Origin of the sequence: Paraburkholderia suaedae (assembly GCF_040812055.1) — a bacterium.
GTDB lineage: Bacteria > Pseudomonadota > Gammaproteobacteria > Burkholderiales > Burkholderiaceae > Paraburkholderia.
Map to the genome: position 1 here is coordinate 17,350 of NZ_JBFOAH010000018.1, position 16,745 is coordinate 34,094.

A 16,745-nucleotide genomic window follows, 5' to 3' on the forward strand; every position below is an offset into this window, starting at 1 on the left:
GACAAACGCTTCAGCCGTCCGGTATTGGCCGGTTGCCTCCCGATGCGGTCGGCGGAAGCCGGACCCTCGAGAGACATTCGACATTCAGGCTGGCAGCCGTCCGTCCCCAAGCGGGAAGCGGCCGTTCAAGCAATCGGTTCGGAGTCCGCACTTTCTGAGAAGTTCTTCGGTTCCCTGGAAATGCCAGCAGATCAGATGGCGATCGGCTACCGTGTTGACCTCTGGCGACGTTGTCTGAAGGTTTGCTGCGCATCGTGAGCGCGGTCGCTACCATCCAGGGGCGAATCAGTGCACGGCGTCGACTGGATCTGCCGCCGATTACACCGTTGATGCCGCACCTCCGGCATAATGCGGCGGTGATCGGCCGCCCTCAGGGTCCAAGTTGCCAACGCAATACCGGATGGGTTGCTCCGGCCGGCATTGCCCAGACGCCGTTCGGACCGAAGTCCCAGCCAGCAAAGCTGACCGGGGTGCTCATCTGGGCGGTAGTGAGCCCGTTCGACGCCGGCAGGTTGCCGCCGCTCGACGGTTGTCCCGTTGTCTGTACGTCCCAGTAGACGTCGTTGCCAAGACCACCGCAACCGGAGCAAACACCGCCTACCTCGCGCGATACCGACCTCACGGGACCTGACACAAAGGACTGTGTGATCGTTCCGCTGTTTGACCCGACGAGTCCTCCCGCTGGACCGTGCGAGCTGATCCCGGAGACTGGGCCGATCGAGTATGACTGGGTGATCGTACCTTGGTTAGCGAGAACCAGCCCAGCGACAGAACCGTCGGCCGTGACCGTGGCGCTGCTGCCCGAGCGCGCAATCAGCCCGTAGTTAGTGGCAACAAGCCCGGCGAAGGAGTCCCCAGAATCGCTACCCCCCGAGGAGGCAATAGACCCGGATGTAAACACGTTGGCGACGGTCCCATGATTATGAATGGCCAATATGCCGGCACCGTCGAAAAAGAAGACCGTTGTGCCGACCTTTGAGTTAACGTTCACGTCGCGCACGACGCCCTGCGCCCCAATATCGTTAAAAACCGCGGCGAAGCGCGGAGAGATGTTGGAGATCGTATGCCTCATGCCGTCGAATTGGCCCGTGAACGGCGTGGCGGAAGAGTAACCGAGCGTTGTGAACGCGGAATTGCCCTCATCAATGTCCTTGCCGAGTGCGTAGTTGCCGGCAAGATCTAGCGATATGTTCTGCAAATCGTTCAACGAATTGAGCAGCTTGTAGCTGGTCACTTGCGTCACGAGACCGCTGTAAGGGGCGGCGGTCCACGCGCTATTCGCGAGGATCGTCCCTGGGCTGTAGCTGCCGTTCATATCGTAGAGCGAACTCACGAGCCCAGTGCTACCCGACCAGTCGATCGTGCCGTGGTTCGCTACGCTGCCGCCGTTATCGATACTCGCCGCGTCCGCCCGCAAGCTCAGATTGCCACTGCCGGTATTTTTGAGCGTCGTCGTTGGCGCAATCGACACGTTGCGAAAGGCCACGAGCGCTAACGACGCCGGACCTGTCCACGCAAGATTGGACGCAACGGTCATGTCGCCGTTCGCACCATTCGCGCCGGTCGCCGTTGCATCGATGGATGTCCCAGCGTTCAGGCTGCGCACGAAAGCATCGGCCGTAGTGGTATCGACGGTGAAGTTGGGCGTCGACACGTTCCATAGCCCCGCGTGCACCGCTGCGTCGCTTTTCAACGTGAGTGTGTTGGCGAGTGTATCGACGGTGCCGTCTCTGCCATCGGCATTCGTCGCGGCAAGCGTGCCTTGTTGCGTGACGTGACCATCGCCGGCGACCAGCCAGATGTGGCCGTCGCGCATCGCAGTGCCGGTCGCGCGAATCCGCGGGCCACTACCGGCGAGCGCATAGATGTTGCCGTCGGCCGCTTCGAGATTGATCTGCGCAGCTTGCGTGGTGCCGCGATCGACCACGGTGCCGTTACTGCTTATCTGCACGAAAACCTGCCTGGTGCTCGACGATTCGTACAACACCACTTGCTGTCCCGCGGCGTATTCGGCCGTGCCGTTCGGTGCACTCACGGAGCCTGCGTTCACCACGGCATCGTGTGCGATGAGGAAGACATCGCCGCCACTGGAACTGATCTTGCCGAGGTTTACCACCTTTGCGTTCGATGATCCGGCGAGGGTGAGGGTCCCGCCAGTCATGAATGCGCTATCCGGCAGGTCGAGCGTTGCAGCAACAAAACGTCCGCCTGTGCTGATAACGCCAGCCGGCCCCACGAGGACGCCTTGCGGATTGATCACATAGACACTGCCCGTCGCGTTCAGGTTGCCGAGAATCGCCGAAGGTGAGCCGCCCGTTACGCGATTAAGCGTTGCGCCTGAGCCGTTATCGAAACTGACGGTATTTGCCTTGCCGATAGAGAATCGGTTCCAGTCGATCACGCCGCGCGTCGAGCCAGGCTGAGTGACGATGAGCGCGTTGCCCTGGCCAGCGATGGTTCCGGCGCCGGCAACGTAGTGACCGCCTTGCGGGAGGACGCCCGCCGCGAACGCCACGGGTGTCAGGCACAGTCCTGTCAGCGAGATGCCAATGGCGAGCCAGATGCGTCCGCAAGACTGCTGTCGACGCAGTGCGCGTCGCGCGGGCCGAGATAGCCCTGGACATGTCATACACCCTCCTTCCCGCGTGGGCGCGGAACGGTGCCAGAGACCCGCATAGCCGACCGGAAACGCGTGAATCGCAGCATCTGAAGGTTAGCAGTCCGCGTCACCGCGACATGCTGATAATCTCTGCGTTGTCCGTCTTCTTGTCGGGCTTTTGTGCCAGTTGCCTGGCGGGACTTGGTGCGTACTCACAAGATCCGACGCCAAATCGCGTCTCTGCGTCAAGGACAAGGAATGCGTTTCACACTGTTTGTTTCGAAGTGATCTGGCGACAACCGGAAATGTGGCGATCGAAGATAGGCGTTCGTGTTTCGCAGGCCAATGGCCGCAGGCGGTCACATAACCGACGTCTAAACGTCTATTAAACAGTACCGACGAAAGACGCTTCATGGCCGGCTACGGTCCTACGTATCCAACGCGGGCGACCCTTACGGAAATTTGATAATCGAACGAGAACATTTGACTACGGCGCCAGATCGGATCGTCCTCACACTGATCCCGCCGCGCAGATCATCGTCGAAACTGCGGGTGTTCCAGCGCGTACCGCAATCGGTGAGCCTGGTCGAGATCGATAATAAAAGACGGGCGAAGCCGGGCGAGCAGCGTCTTCAATTCCGCGTTCGTCGTGGACCCAATGAAGGTGTTGACCGACCTGACCAGTTCCTGCAGGAAGATGACTTCGCGATCAAGGTACGCCTCGTCGAACTCGTAAGCGTTGACTGCGTTGAGCCTCGCAAGGTCATCGTAGCTCTGCCGCATGAGCGCATCGCTTACCCCACTTCGTTGGGGAGTCGCCGCCAGTCTCTGCATCAATCCGGCGATTTCCTGGTTGACCTGGCCATGCTCGTCAACCATCCGACTCGCGAAAAATTGTACGCCTCTCGACTGCGTTCTGCGCAAAGCTGTTTGGCCGGCCGCGATTTCCGCCTGATTCGCCGCAAGGATGATGCCGACGATTTGCGCATCGGTCAGACTGGCCTCCTGACCAAATGCACAGATCGTCGATGCGAGGAACAGCAACAGCGCTCCAGCGGTACGTTTAACGTTCATTGCCCCTCCAATTCGCGTTCCGTCCTTGACGCACTCTTCACTGGAGCACGTCTAGAACACAGTAGACATGCTACGCTTCCTCGATGGCTACGTGCGCGTGACAATGCCCATCGAGGTCACGCATCCGGGCAGGTCCTGGCCGAAGACGTCGAGCCAAATCGCTTAGGGCGCCTGGATTGCAGGTGCCTTTGCGGATTTGTGGAGGCAGGAAATATGTCCCGATCTAGTCCTCTACAGTGGTCCAGACGGTCCGCTTTTGCTAACTATGCAGTTGCAGTTCTGTCGGTTGCTGTGGCGCTCGTCGCCGCGCTCCTATTAGAACCTCACATGCAAAGTAGCCCGTTCGTATCGCTGTCTCTTTGCGCGATCATGTTGAGTGCCTGGTTCGGTGGCCTCAGCCCGGGTTTGGTCGCGACCGCGCTGTCGGTTGCGGGTTTCACTTACTATTTTGTCCCGCCGGTCAATTCGTTCGACGTTGCGCGTACGGACTTGCCACGCATCATCTTGCTTGCGGTGACAGGCCTGTTCGTGGTGTGGCTGAACGTTTCCCGAAGAGGTGCTGAAGGGGCGTTGCGGCGGAGTGAGGCCTATTTGGCTGAAGCTCAACAGCTAAGTCATACAGGGAGTTTTGGTTGGAAGGTCGCCAGCGGCGACCTGGTCTGGTCAAAAGAAACGTATCAGATATTTGGAGTGGACGAGACGGTCAAGCCGACGATCGACCTCGTCCTCCAACGTGTTCATCCCGATGACCAGGAACTTGTACGGCGTGAAATAGCGCGTGCGGCGCAAGGCGGACAAAACTACGAGTACGAACACCGTCTTTTGATGCCGAATGGAGCGATCAAACACTTGCACGTCCGAGCCCATCGTGTGCAATACCAATCGGGCGCCGAGGAAATCGTCGGTGCACTGACGGACGTCACGGCAATGCGGGAAGCGCAAGAAGCATCGCACACCGCACAGGCGGAACTCGCACGCGTCGCTCGTGTAACAGCCCTTGCACAGATGAGTGCGTCAGTCGCGCATGAAGTGAATCAGCCCCTCGCTGCCATCGCCACTAACGCCGCAGCTGGCTTGCGCTGGCTGACCCGCGAAGTTCCGGAAGTAGATGAAGCGCGCGCCTGCGTGAGTCACATTCTCGAAGAAGCCCATCGGGCGGGCAAAGTGATCCGGAGCATTCGCGATGTTGCCAGAAAGGCAGATCCGGAACTGACCGCACTTGACATCAACGAGGTCATCGACGAGGCGGTCGCTCTTCTAAAGCCGGACGCGCTCAGACATTGCGTGACAGTGCGGCTGCAGCTTGCGTCAGGATTGCCCCTGGTGCGCGGCGACCGGGTCCGACTACAGCAAGTGATCATCAACCTTGCAATCAATGGTGTGCAAGCCATGGCGACAGTCACCGGTCGCGCGCGAGTGCTAACCATCCGAACCGAACAGCGAGAATCCGACCAGGTGCTCGTGGCCGTACAGGACGTCGGCATCGGCACGGGGCCCGAAGATCTGGACCGGCTTTTCAGCGCGTTTTACACGACGAAGCCGGATGGTATGGGTATGGGACTGGCCATCTGTCGTTCGATCATCGAAGCTCACGGAGGGCGGGTGTGGGCGTCGCGCAATATCGGCTCGGGAATGACATTTCAATTCACAGTTTGCGCGTCTCGGTAGCGTTGCCGTCTCTAAAGGCGGCTTTCCTCGCGAGAGCGGCCGATTGCAAACCGATTGTGACAAACGGTTCCTGGCCGAGCTCGGCCCGGCGCGGACCCATCCGCCTTCCCCGAGCCGACCGAAGGCGGCTATGCCGCCAGTCGGTGCTCGTAATAAGGGTGGGCGCGATCATCGAGGATAGCGTGGAGCGCCCCCGGATTCGCCGGATCGGGTGACAGCCACGCGTCGATGTTCTCTGGCTTGATCGGGACGATACAGCGATCGTGGCCGGCCGCCGCGACCTCCGGCGGAGGCTCGTCCGTGATTGCCGCAAACGAAAGGAGGTCCGGCTCGCCTGGCGCCTTCCAGTGGGACCACAGGCAGGCGACCAGCATTTTTCCGCGGTATTCGGTCGAAATTCCAGCACCGGGTTTTCGTCCTTCTCGCCGTCCTGCAGCTCGCGCCCTTCCATCCTGGCGCGGCTGACGTTCTCAAAGAACGCGTTGACGACCATTAGCCCGTGCGAATAGCCGAAGAGATCGCGCCAGAAGCCTTCGAGATTGTCGCGGCGCGCATTGTAGGTGCCCGGAAACTTCGTGTCGTAGAACTTGGGCTTGCCCGCCGGCCGGCACTGGTAGCGCATCGGCTTGATTACCCGCTGGCCGTTCTCCATGACCATCACAGGTGCGTACGTACCCGGGAAGATGCGCGAGTCGCGGTCCTGTAGTTCGGTTCACCTGAGATCGTCGAGGCGGCAACTCCCGCAAGCTCAGGCGCGCCCCGAAGGCTTTCACGAATTTTCGATAGTCCGCAACGATCTGCGCTGAATAGCACATGGCCGGCTCCGGGTTTTGAGACGGTTCTACGATACCGCCGTAACTCCGGACTTCACTGTACGTTTATACAGCGATTATCATGGGTCTATTCAATTCTTCGGAAACCGACCGCCCCTGCCGTTCTGTGAGCATTGGGCCGGCGACATTGCCGGCGGATCTCATGCGTTGTGCGTACGCCGTGATCGCCGGCAGGTCCAAGCGGACTCCGGGACGCGCTGCGTCTACTGGGTCCACGCAACTGGATCTGATGACGACCCACCAGCAAAGGCGGCGAAAATGACGCCTCCAGGGCCCGGCCTCGGTCCGTGATGTGCCAAAGGGCGCCGAGTTTTACTCGACCGTGGCGCGGCGCGGGCTCAAGCTGCTGAACAAGCTGCGCGGGTAGCGAGGCCGTTGGGCTGGCAACGACCTTCCGGGCCTGCGCTTAAACCTCACCGCTCCGGCTGCAACTGCCCCCAGCTCACGAGAATCGCCTGGATGCTGCGCGCGTAGGCGTCGCGCTCGTGCGGCGATTCCGAGTGATACGCGCCGATTGCGCGCCATGTGTTGCCGAACCGCACCATCTTCTGCTTGAGCAGCCAAGCGGCCACAAAGATATTCACGCACGGGTCCGTGAGCGCGCGGTGCGGAATGCCACGGCTCTTGAGTTCCGGAAAGTGGATGGAATTGATCTGCAATTGCCCCACGTCGATCGAACCGTTGGCGTTGCGGTTGATGGCGGTCGCGTCGCCTTTCGATTCACGCCACGCAACGGCGCGCAGCACGAGCGGATTGACGCCCTGGTAAGCGCCGGCCTTGTCGAAGCAGTCATCGGCGGGCGGGGCGGCTTGCGCCGCCGAACTGCCGAGCGCCAGCAGCGCCACCCAGACGCAGATGGCCCAAGACCGCAAAGAGCGGAAGGCGTTGGTTTCGTGCTGGTGCATGGGTCGAGGCTCCAGATCCTGCTTTACTGCGCCAGCGCGGAATCGAGCTGGCGCTCGATGTCCCTGAGATAGGTGCGCGACGCATCGGAGACGACGAGGCGCGGGGTCGGCATCGCGCAGCGGCAATCGTGCTGGTGCGTCTTCTTTTTGTTGTGCGACGTCGAGCGCGGCGCGGGAAGGTCGTCGTCGTCGCCGGTGGAGGGCGGCAGCATGGTGAGCGTGGGCAGCGGCGGATAGACCTTGTCCGCAGAGGCTGTGGTGGCAATTGTGGCAGTGGCGGCCGCAGTTGCAGGCGCGCTGGCGGCGGGCTGGGCCGCCCATGCGGCCGAACTTAAGCATAGCGATGCCGCGGCGAAAACAATGAGGCGCATCGTGTCAGCTCCCCGCATGTAGCGGCTCGATTGAGACGCTGTACGTCTCGTTAGCGCCGGCCGTAAGGTTTTCGAGCGTGGGTTTGAGCCCCTGCTGCGGCACGCCCCGCCAGATCGCCTGGTTGATGTACTTGAAGTCCTGGCCCAGCGCCGTCGCGCGGATCACGGTGGGCTGCTTCTGCGCGGCGGCGAGCGCGCCCGCCTTGGCGAGCACCGCAGTCAGTTGCGGATCGCGCGCGCCGAGTGCATCGGCGGGAATGTCGAACTTCATGATCACGTTCGACACCGCAGGTTTCTCGGCTTGAGCCGTATTGGGCTGCTGCAGTTGGGCGCAGCCTGTCACAAACATTACGGCCAGTAAGAGCACAATGCGCGTCACGGCGAGGTCTCCAAAGTTTCGTGGCGATATACGCGTTTTCGGCTTTGGAAGCTGAGACTTGATACCCGAGTAGCAAACGTTTGCGAAAAAGAAAGAGTTCGCTCGGCCGGCGCCGCTTCCCGGAAAGGCACTGCGCCCACCGTCACCTTGGAGCAAAGAACTTCTTGCCATGCCGGGTAAAGCCACAGTCATGAAGGCTCGTGAGACTTCAAGTGGCGAGCTTGACCGTCATTCCGCTTCGATTGCGGCGCCGACTCGTCCGATGACTTTTTAACTACACTAACTAAGGAAGACGCTAAGTGCGCAGTTGACCCGACATCCGATTGACGCAGAACTGGTCATTCGTCGAAGGTGGTGAGCAGTACGTGGCGGGTGATCGCAATGGCCGATCACTTGTCCGTGAGTGAACGTACCGAGCGACCGCTCGACTCTGATACCCGTCCTTGCAACCCAAGCGGCTCGACCGGCAGCAACGGACCGACCTGAGTCAAACGCATCGGGCGGTAGCCGGCCCACAACCGGTCATTCAACATCGCCGCCCAAATCGTTGACGATCCCTTTTCGCCGACCGCCAACTGATGGGGAAGCCGGGCTCAACAGGCACCAAATGGCAAGGAGCGGCCAAGTACCAGAGCGCATTGCATGCCGTACATTTGAAGGGTTATAGACAACGCCGCCCACACCAGGCTCCCACCAATCTCCATCGTTTTGGCGCCATTGGCCCGGTGAAAGCACGAAATACAGCTCCTCGGGCGGATGCTGATGGGCAGGATAGGCAATATGTGGCGCCAGCAGGCTGACGCCGACCACAATGTTCGGCAGGCTGACAAGGCCGGTCGGTCCGATGATCAATGCATTGGCATGCCCTTCAAGAAACGAAGATTCGGCGTAGCAATCGCCGCCGCGTCTGTACCACTGCAATGACGGTTCTAACCTTTGCAGCGCGGCAGCAAGCCGAACAATCGCAGCAGGTCCGCTACTCGCGCTGCCCATCGCCTGTCCAAAGTAGCGGTTTGCAGCGAAGGTTCTCGGTGAAATGCGCGGGACTTCGTACGGGTTTGACTCCAGTGCGGAAATCACTTTCTTCGCGGTCGAAAATCCTTGGTTGCCTGCATCTATCAGAGCGCAAGCAGCATCGTGCAGGGATGCCTTGAATTCCCTGGTGCCTTCACGTCCAGATAAGGAGCAACCCATGTCTGTTCTCCCCACTTCACTGATGCTGAGTTCAAGGAAGCATAGGGCGCGGAGAAGAATGTCCGTTAACCAGATGCGACGCCTATTTGCCTTTCTACGCCTGCGCCGACAACCAGACGCGTGTGGCAGGCGCCCCGGCGTCGGTAGGCCCCGTGGGCTGACCTCCCAGTAGATCGAAACCTGCGCAAATAACCGCGCAGGCCAGTTATTTCTACATTAGACGTCTGCTTTGCCAAGACGCCAAGGTCCGCTCCGGGTCCGACCTGAGCCGTTCAAAGTCACTTTGACGATCTCAATTGCGGCCGGGCTCAATCCGCCTTAACCTGTCATCAAGCCCTCAACTTGGAACCGCGCGATGCAAGCACATCCTTTGCGCCTCTGTTCCGGCGACGATCTGCGTGTTGCCCTCGAAGACGTGCTGCCTCAGCTCAAATTGAGAGCGGCCTTCGTGATCCAGGGCATCGGGAGCCTGCGCGTTGCCCAACTGCGATTTGCCGGAGACAGGGATCTGACTGAACTGCGCGACGATCTGGAAATCCTAACGCTCGCTGGGTCCATATCATCTGATGGAGCGCATCTGCACATGTCGGTTGCCGATCCGCGCGGTCGAGTGTTCGGTGGTCATGTTGGACACGGTTGTACGGTCCGTACAACCGCGGAGATATTGCTGGCGCTTCTTCCTGAACATCACTTCTCCCGGGAGCACGACTTAAGTTCAGGGTTCATGGAACTGGTGATACGAAATGAACCACCCGCAAAGTAGGCTCGACCTATACGTCCGGACGGCGTTGACGAATCAGGCTTTTCGACCCACTCCCGACGCTGGGCCGAGCTTCACCTCATAGGCAGCTTTCAAGGTACCTCCGCCATCCGTGCCTTGTCACGCGGCATTAGTGCCGTGCGCCGCGCACTTTCCCTTTTGCGGACGGTCGCTCACGGCGCGCCCGTCGCGCGTCGGCGTGTTCGCGGATCATGTCGGTCAATGCGCGCAGTCCGGCTGGCACATGTCGGCGGCCCGGATAGTACAGACAGAGGCCGTCGAGCGGAGGCGTCCAGTCTTCCAGCACGCGAACCAGCGTGCCCGCCTCCAGATCCGCGGCGACGTTCCACTCGGTCAGATACGTGAGACCGAGACCGGCGCGCGCCGCTGCCAGCATCAAGCCTGGCTCGTCGAGCGTTAGTGCACCTTTTCCGTCGATACGCACCGATTCGCCGTGTCGCTCGAACTCCCACTGATAGATTGCGCCGCTTGGCATCCGCGTGCGGATGCAGTCGTGCGCGTTCAGATCAGCGGGCGTGCGCGGCGGTTTGTGTTGCGCAAAGTACGTCGGACTGCCGACGACGGCGAAGCGCTGCCTGTCACCGAACGGCACCGCGATCATGTCCTGGGGCACGGTTTCGGCGAGACGGATGCCCGCATCGAATCCTTCGACGACGATATCGATCAGTCGTCCTTCGGTGACGATGTCGACCTTCATCTCCGGATAGCGCTGCAGGAACGCGATAAAGAGCGGCATCGCTTGCTTCGCCGCGCCCGCCGACGCATTGATGCGCAACGTGCCCGACAGCGTGTCGCGAAAATTGCCGACCTGTTCAATCGCGACGCGGATCGTGGACAGCGCGGGCGCTATCGTGTCGACGAATTGCACGCCGGCTTCCGACAACGACACGCTGCGCGTCGTCCGATTGAAAAGCCGCACGCCGATGCGCGCTTCGAGCGCCGCCACTGCGTGACTGAGCGCGGACGTCGAGACGCCCAGATCGGTCGCGGCCGCGCGAAAGCTGCGGTGACGCGCGACGGCCAGTACCGCTTCCAGTTCACCCAGCCCTGAGGTTTTCATTATCCCAAATCACTCAACATGGCATGTCAGATTGTACGGCTAGTCAACGTAATTGAGCCGGTCTATCGTTTATCATTTACAACGCAATCCGGGAACGGCAATGCAGATCATCGACAAGGTTTATATCGACGGCATGTTCGTCACGCCGCAGGGCGACGAACTATTCGATCTCTTCAATCCCGCGACCGAACAGGTGATCGGCCGTGTGCGCCTCGCCGATGCGCAAGACGCGCGCGACGCGATCGCTGCTGCGAAGCGCGCATTTCCCGCATTTTCGCGCACGGACAAGCGGGAGCGCATGCGCATGCTGAAGCGGATGCATGAAGCTGTCGTCGCGAAAGAGGACGAGCTTTACGAAGCGATCACGGAAGAATATGGTGCGCCAGTGTCGCGTGGCCGGTGGATGGCTCAATATGCGGGCAATACGCTGCTCGAAGCGGCGAAGGTGCTACAGGACTACGCGTTCACGCGCCGATCGGGCACCGCTGAAGTCGTGATGCAGGCGCTCGGCGTCGCCGGTCTGATCACGCCGTGGAATAGCGACGCGGGCTTCATCTGCGGGAAGCTGGCCGCCGCGCTGGCCGCGGGCTGCACGGCCGTCATCAAGCCGAGTGAAATGAGTGCGATCCAGACCCGCGTCGTCACCGAAGCGTTGCACGAAGCGGGCTTGCCGGCGGGCGTATTCAACATCGTTACGGGACGCGGTGAAACGGTCGGCGCCCAGATCAGCTCACACCCTGATGTCGCAAAACTGTCGTTCACGGGCTCTACGGCAGTCGGCAAGACGATTCTGCGTGCCGGTGCCGATACGTTGAAACGCGTGACGCTCGAACTCGGCGGCAAATCGCCGGTCGTCGTGCTCGACGATACGAACTTCGACCACGTGGTGCCGCTTGCGATTCAGGCCGGTTTCATGAACAGCGGCCAGGCATGCATTGCGGGCACGCGCATTCTCGTGCCCCGGCAACGGCTCGCGGAATTCGAAGCGCGTGTGCGGGAAGAAGTCGCGCGGACACAGGCCGGTGATCCGCGCGATCCGAAAACGACCGTCGGCCCGATGGTCAGCCAGAAGCAGTGGGAGCGCGTACAGCGCTATATCCGCATCGGCATCGACGAAGGCGCGCGCTTGATCGCGGGCGGCGAAGGCCGGCCGGATGGCGTCGACGCAGGATGGTTTGTGCGGCCCACTGTCTTCAGCGACGTGACGAACGACATGACGATCGCGCGCGAAGAGATTTTCGGTCCGGTGCTGTCGATCATTACGTACCGCGACACTGACGATGCGATCGCAATCGCCAACGACACGCACTACGGCTTGCAGGCGTACGTGTTCTCGGGGGATGAGAAGCGTGCGCGCGAGGTTGCGTCGCGGATCGAAGCGGGACGCGTACTCGTCAACACGCTCGCACACGAACCGGCCGCGCCGTTCGGCGGTTTCAAGCAATCTGGTATCGGCCGCGAGCATGGCTCGTTTGGGCTGGAGGCGTTTCTCGAGCCGAAGGCCGTTATTGCTGCATTGTGATTGCGTAACCCAAGCGATCGCAGTGCTACGGCTATCGACGCAATGGGTACGCCTGCCTTTGGTACTGCCGCAGTCGGTCATGCGGCACTGAACCCCTCAGGTTTCGGCCTGAGGGCAGTCAAGCCCCACCCTCCGCAAGAGAGCGGGGTTTGTTTTAGCTTGCCAGCTCTTGCATAACACGGTTAAGTTTCCCACGAGAACACATAGGGTCTACTAGAGGGAGCAAAGTTCGCATTACGCGCAAAAGAAGACCCGGTTCCCGGGCAAAAGCCTAGTGCCGCGATTACTCATTCCGACCGGCCGCTGGAAAATTGACGTCGATTCGCGGCCAACGAACAGTTCACCATCTGCCTATGCGGGCGGGCGTTCCCGAACGTCTGGAGAGTCGAACAGGAAGTCGAGACTGTCGTACTCACGCAGGACCCGGCGTAAGAACTGTCTCCTCGCTGAACATGGCGTTGCTGGAAATGGAACTGCAACCGGCGGCCGCCCTCGCACGTGCCGCGGAGGGCGCCGGACTCCCACCGTAATCGCTGCACCGGCTGGCGATGCTGGCAAAGAGCTGGCAAACCGTTTTGCCTGTGGGCACCCGACCCACTACGCCCTTCAGCGTCGACCAAAGCCGCCACTCAAAACTGAGTCAATACGCTGAAAACAGACCCACTTTCTCAATGCGGTATGAAAAAGAAATAGAGTGCATCGCCGGAGGCGGTTAGAATCGCGCCGATACAATCCTTACCAGAAATGTCTTTGACTAATAATTCGACCGCGTCACCGGGGCGCCTGGCAAACTTTGACGACCTGCGGCTCGCCTTTGCCGCAATGGTACTGTTTTCCCATAGCTTTGCACTGCTCGGCGTCGCAGACCCCATACGGTCGGTTGTTACCGGAGGCGGTGACCCAGGTGCACTCGCAGTCGATGGCTTCTTCCTCATTAGTGGCTACCTGATTACCAAAAGCTGGCTATCTGATCCCTCTGTTCCACGCTTTCTGACAAAGCGGGCATTGCGTCTGTACCCAGCGTTTATCGTCGCGTCCATCATCTCTGTCTTTATCGTCGGGCCGCTCGGTGCGACTGTAGTGGGAGATTACTTTCGCGAACTGAATCTCACGCAGGTGTTGCCAGGCTTGCTGGTGTTGCGCGATCCGCACACACCGGCAGTATTTGCAGGGATGCCGGTGGGTTCAGTCAATGGGTCGATGTGGACCATTTCTTTCGAGGCACGGTGCTATCTCCTGGCAATGTTGCTGGGTCTGGCGGGCCTGCTCAGGAAGCGGACCGCACTGCTGATCTTGACTGTCATTGCAGGATTCGCGATTAGCTACTCTGTGCCGGAAGCTGGGCCCACCGACAACCAGCACCTGCTCTTCGGCATGAAGGCGCTACGCGTCTCGGATTTTATGGCCTGGTTCGCGGCATTGTTCCTGACGGGAAGCTGTTTCTTCGTATTCCGAAACCGCATTCGATTCACCTTGTGGGGTCTCATCCTCGCGATGTGTGTGCTGACCGCGTCGCTGTTCAATGCCGCCTTATTGCGACCGGGTATCCTCCTAGGAGGTGCGTACGTAGTGTTCGCACTGGCGTCCATGACGGGAGCATCGCGAGCACACCGCCGCACCATGCCCGACGTTTCCTACGGGATGTATCTGTACGGCTGGCCTGTCCAGAAACTGCTGAGCTGGTACATACCGCACATGTCACCCTGGCTGATGTTCTTCCTTAGTTTGGCGATCAGCGTTGCCGTGGGCTGGCTAAGCTGGACATACATTGAACGTCCAGCGCTCAAGAAAAAGCCCCGCCAACCGGTGACACATCCGCGTGAGATGGAGATGGCTGACGCCGGGTAATCGTAGCCTGTATCGCCTCATCTGATATCGCTGGCGCACAAGGCCCGGCGTCGATGGTCGACAATCCAGGCAGCGACGTGAAGTGTGTGAAATTGGCGAGTCTCTGCCGGTCGCGAACGCGGGGCCGCGCGCATCTCCAGCGTAGCGCACACCCACTCGGCACATGACACTGACACTTTCGTTTGGCTCGCGTTCCACGCGTGATCCAGCAAGCCCCGCTCGTATCTGATGCACCATCACGACGTGCTCGCCAACGCCAGATTAAACTCCCCGAACTCGCAAAATGCCAAAATGCGGCCATGGAAAGTTTTGTCCCGTAGAATGCTTCCGACAAATTTACCCGCGGAGAGATTCTTGCAGACAGCATTTAGCCACGCCGTCCCTAGCAGTGAAACGCTTCTCGCGATCGTGAGAGCGCAGACAGAAATCGCGAAACTGGGACTGGACCTCGGTGGCGTCATGAGCTTCGTCACCGAGCGGGTCCAGCAACTGACGCAGGCCGATGGTGCAGTCCTCGAGCTTGCTGAGGGCGATGAAATGGTCTATCGGGCAAGTTCGGGCATTGCCGCCAGTTTGCTGGGTTTGCGGCTCAAACGAGACGGTAGCCTGTCGGGCCTGTGCGTGGAGACTGGCGGCATCCTGCGATGCGACGACTCGCAGACCGATCCGCGCGTCGACCGAGAGGCCTGTCGGCGCGTTGGCCTGCGCTCGATGATCGTGACCCCGCTCAGACATCTTGATACAACGGTCGGCGTACTGAAGGTTGTGGGGACAACGGCCAACGCATTCACTGACGACAAAATTCGCGCGCTTGAATTGATGTCTGAACTGATCGCTGCGGCCATGTTTCACGCCGCCAGACACGAAACCGACGAACTTTATCTTCTGGCTACTCGCGACTCACTGACTGGTTTACCAAACCGCGCGCTGTTTTACGACCGTCTGCGACAGGCGATTCAGCTGGCCCAGCGGTCTTCGGGAACACTGGGTATTCTCAATCTTGACCTTAACGACCTGAAACCTATCAATGACCGCTATGGCCACCGCGCGGGCGACGCCGCGATCAGGGAAGCCGCCCTACGCATGAAGAGAACGGCACGGACCTCGGATACGGTGGCGCGCGTTGGTGGCGACGAGTTCGCCGTCATCCTGCCGAGTATCGACTCAAAGGCCGATGCTGAGAAGCTCGGCATGCGCATTGTGGAGCAGGTTCGTGAGCCGTTTGAGTTTGAGGGGCGCTCGCTTGACCTCGATGTCAGTGTTGGCGCAGCCGTTCTCCCTGATGATGGCGTCGAGATGACAGCGCTCATCGACCGGGCCGATCAGGCCATGTACGAAGCCAAGCGGGTGCGAAAAGGGGGGCGCACGTGAGGGGAGAACGCCGGTGGTCGTCGGGATCAGTCCGGCCCCGAACGGTCCTTCACCATCGGTTCGCAATAAGACCCTCTCCCGACTATGCACTGTCGACCGGCGAACGCTGGCTTTCGCACCGGCACATCGTCCCCTTGGTGCTATGCACCCCACCTTAGCGCGGGCGTGTGCACCGCGCTGTCCCAATGCTTCGTCATCTCTTCGTCGAGCATGCAAAGTGTGATCGAAGCGCCTGCCATCTCGAGTGAAGTGGTCAGCGCGCCCACCTGCACGCGTGCAATTTTCAGATCGCGCTTTTGAAGCCAGGCGCGCGTTGAGTTGAAGAGAAGATAAAGCTCGCCAAGCGGCGTGCCGCCAAGGCCATTCACAAGCACCAGCAAGCTAGCCCCCACAGGTGGCTTGAGATCGTCGACGATAGCCGTTAGCAACTCCTGCGCAATCGTATCGGCCGATGCAAATTTCGCGCGCCGCCTGCCCGGCTCGCCATGAATGCCGACGCCGACCTCGATCTCATCGTCGCCGATCTTGAACGTCAGCGTGCCAGCTGCCGGCACCGTGCAACTGGAGAATGCGACACCCATCGAAGCCGTGTGCTTGTTGATCCGGTCGCCAAACATCTTGCATTCATCGAGGTTCGCCCCGCTTTCAGCCAGGCTGCCCACCAGCTTCTCGACGATCACCGCGCCCGCAACCCCGCGCCGTCCGGTCGTATAGCTGGAGTTCTCTACCGCGACGTCATCGTTGATGAGGACCATGGCATTCGGCACCTCGGACATCTCCGACGCCATTTCGAAGTTCATCAGATCGCCCGAGTAGTTCTTCACGATGAAGAGCACGCCCGCACCGGTATCGACGGCCTTGGCGGCGGCCATCATCTGGTCGGGCGTCGGTGACGTGAAGATCTGGCCCGGGCAGGCGGCGTCGAGCATGCCATTGCCGACAAACCCTGAATGGAGCGGTTCGTGCCCCGAGCCGCCGCCCGATATCAGCGCGACCTTGCCAGGCTTCAGGTTCTTACGCCGCACGAACACCGGTTCACTATTGAGTACGACCAGGTCGGCATGGGCTGCCGCGAATCCCGCGAGACTCTCGGCGAGAAAGTCATCCACATGATTGATAAATTTTTTCACGATCTCCCGC

General features: G+C 60.3%; 13 protein-coding genes and 1 pseudogene. 5 read left to right on the top strand and 9 right to left on the bottom strand.

Annotated features, from left to right (window positions below; all coding sequences use genetic code 11):
* Window positions 1-370 precede the first annotated feature (370 nt).
* Together ABQJ48_RS22790 and ABQJ48_RS22795 are read right to left on the bottom strand one after the other, a co-directional pair.
* Window positions 371-2,629, bottom strand: coding sequence for a two-partner secretion domain-containing protein (locus tag ABQJ48_RS22790; RefSeq protein ID WP_367840266.1), 2,259 nt, complete (start codon window positions 2,627-2,629; stop codon window positions 371-373).
* Window positions 2,630-3,133: 504 nt separating this feature from the next.
* Entirely contained in the window at window positions 3,134-3,673 is a 540-nt protein-coding gene (locus tag ABQJ48_RS22795; RefSeq protein WP_367840267.1) for a DUF4142 domain-containing protein, read from the bottom strand.
* A 213-nt stretch (window positions 3,674-3,886) separates the two neighbouring features.
* Between ABQJ48_RS22795 and ABQJ48_RS22800 the strand changes: the two genes are divergently transcribed.
* Window positions 3,887-5,341: an ATP-binding protein gene (locus ABQJ48_RS22800; protein ID WP_367840268.1), complete on the top strand. Its 1,455-nt coding sequence runs from the start codon at window positions 3,887-3,889 to the stop codon at window positions 5,339-5,341.
* Window positions 5,342-5,469: 128 nt separating this feature from the next.
* Here ABQJ48_RS22800 and ABQJ48_RS22805 read toward each other — a convergent pair.
* The 5 genes and pseudogenes from ABQJ48_RS22805 to ABQJ48_RS22825 form a co-directional block, all read right to left on the bottom strand.
* Window positions 5,470-6,074: pseudogene (locus ABQJ48_RS22805) on the bottom strand (SOS response-associated peptidase family protein); the annotation flags it as partial.
* A gap of 513 nt (window positions 6,075-6,587) precedes the next feature.
* Complete coding sequence (locus ABQJ48_RS22810) at window positions 6,588-7,079, bottom strand: lytic transglycosylase domain-containing protein (RefSeq protein WP_367840269.1); 492 nt, start codon at window positions 7,077-7,079, stop codon at window positions 6,588-6,590.
* A gap of 23 nt (window positions 7,080-7,102) precedes the next feature.
* The gene (locus ABQJ48_RS22815) at window positions 7,103-7,450 is read right to left on the bottom strand and encodes a hypothetical protein (protein ID WP_367840270.1); all 348 of its coding nucleotides are present in this window, start codon (window positions 7,448-7,450) and stop codon (window positions 7,103-7,105) included.
* A gap of 4 nt (window positions 7,451-7,454) precedes the next feature.
* Window positions 7,455-7,829, bottom strand: coding sequence for a hypothetical protein (locus ABQJ48_RS22820; protein ID WP_367840271.1), 375 nt, complete (start codon window positions 7,827-7,829; stop codon window positions 7,455-7,457).
* A 522-nt stretch (window positions 7,830-8,351) separates the two neighbouring features.
* Window positions 8,352-9,023, bottom strand: a complete 672-nt coding sequence (locus tag ABQJ48_RS22825; protein ID WP_367840272.1) for a dimethylsulfonioproprionate lyase family protein — start codon at window positions 9,021-9,023, stop codon at window positions 8,352-8,354.
* Window positions 9,024-9,378: 355 nt separating this feature from the next.
* On the opposite strand from ABQJ48_RS22825, the gene ABQJ48_RS22830 reads away from it, so the two are divergent.
* A complete protein-coding gene (locus ABQJ48_RS22830) occupies window positions 9,379-9,786 on the top strand; it encodes a PPC domain-containing DNA-binding protein (protein ID WP_367840273.1) in 408 nt (135 codons plus the stop codon).
* Window positions 9,787-9,913: 127 nt separating this feature from the next.
* Here the strand turns inward: ABQJ48_RS22830 and ABQJ48_RS22835 are convergent, their stop codons facing one another.
* The gene (locus tag ABQJ48_RS22835; RefSeq protein WP_367840274.1) at window positions 9,914-10,864 is read right to left on the bottom strand and encodes a LysR family transcriptional regulator; all 951 of its coding nucleotides are present in this window, start codon (window positions 10,862-10,864) and stop codon (window positions 9,914-9,916) included.
* Between the two features lie 100 nt (window positions 10,865-10,964).
* Between ABQJ48_RS22835 and ABQJ48_RS22840 the strand changes: the two genes are divergently transcribed.
* The 3 genes from ABQJ48_RS22840 (at window position 10,965) to ABQJ48_RS22850 (ending at window position 15,605) form a co-directional block, all read left to right on the top strand.
* Complete coding sequence (locus ABQJ48_RS22840; RefSeq protein ID WP_367840275.1) at window positions 10,965-12,386, top strand: aldehyde dehydrogenase family protein; 1,422 nt, start codon at window positions 10,965-10,967, stop codon at window positions 12,384-12,386.
* Window positions 12,387-13,136: 750 nt separating this feature from the next.
* Window positions 13,137-14,234, top strand: a complete 1,098-nt coding sequence (locus tag ABQJ48_RS22845) for an acyltransferase family protein (RefSeq protein WP_367840276.1) — start codon at window positions 13,137-13,139, stop codon at window positions 14,232-14,234.
* A gap of 354 nt (window positions 14,235-14,588) precedes the next feature.
* Entirely contained in the window at window positions 14,589-15,605 is a 1,017-nt protein-coding gene (locus ABQJ48_RS22850) for a diguanylate cyclase domain-containing protein (RefSeq protein WP_367840277.1), read from the top strand.
* Between the two features lie 140 nt (window positions 15,606-15,745).
* Here the strand turns inward: ABQJ48_RS22850 and dhaK are convergent, their stop codons facing one another.
* On the bottom strand, window positions 15,746-16,735 hold the full coding sequence (dhaK, locus tag ABQJ48_RS22855) for a dihydroxyacetone kinase subunit DhaK (RefSeq protein ID WP_367840278.1): 990 nt from the start codon (window positions 16,733-16,735) through the stop codon (window positions 15,746-15,748).
* Window positions 16,736-16,745 lie beyond the last annotated feature (10 nt).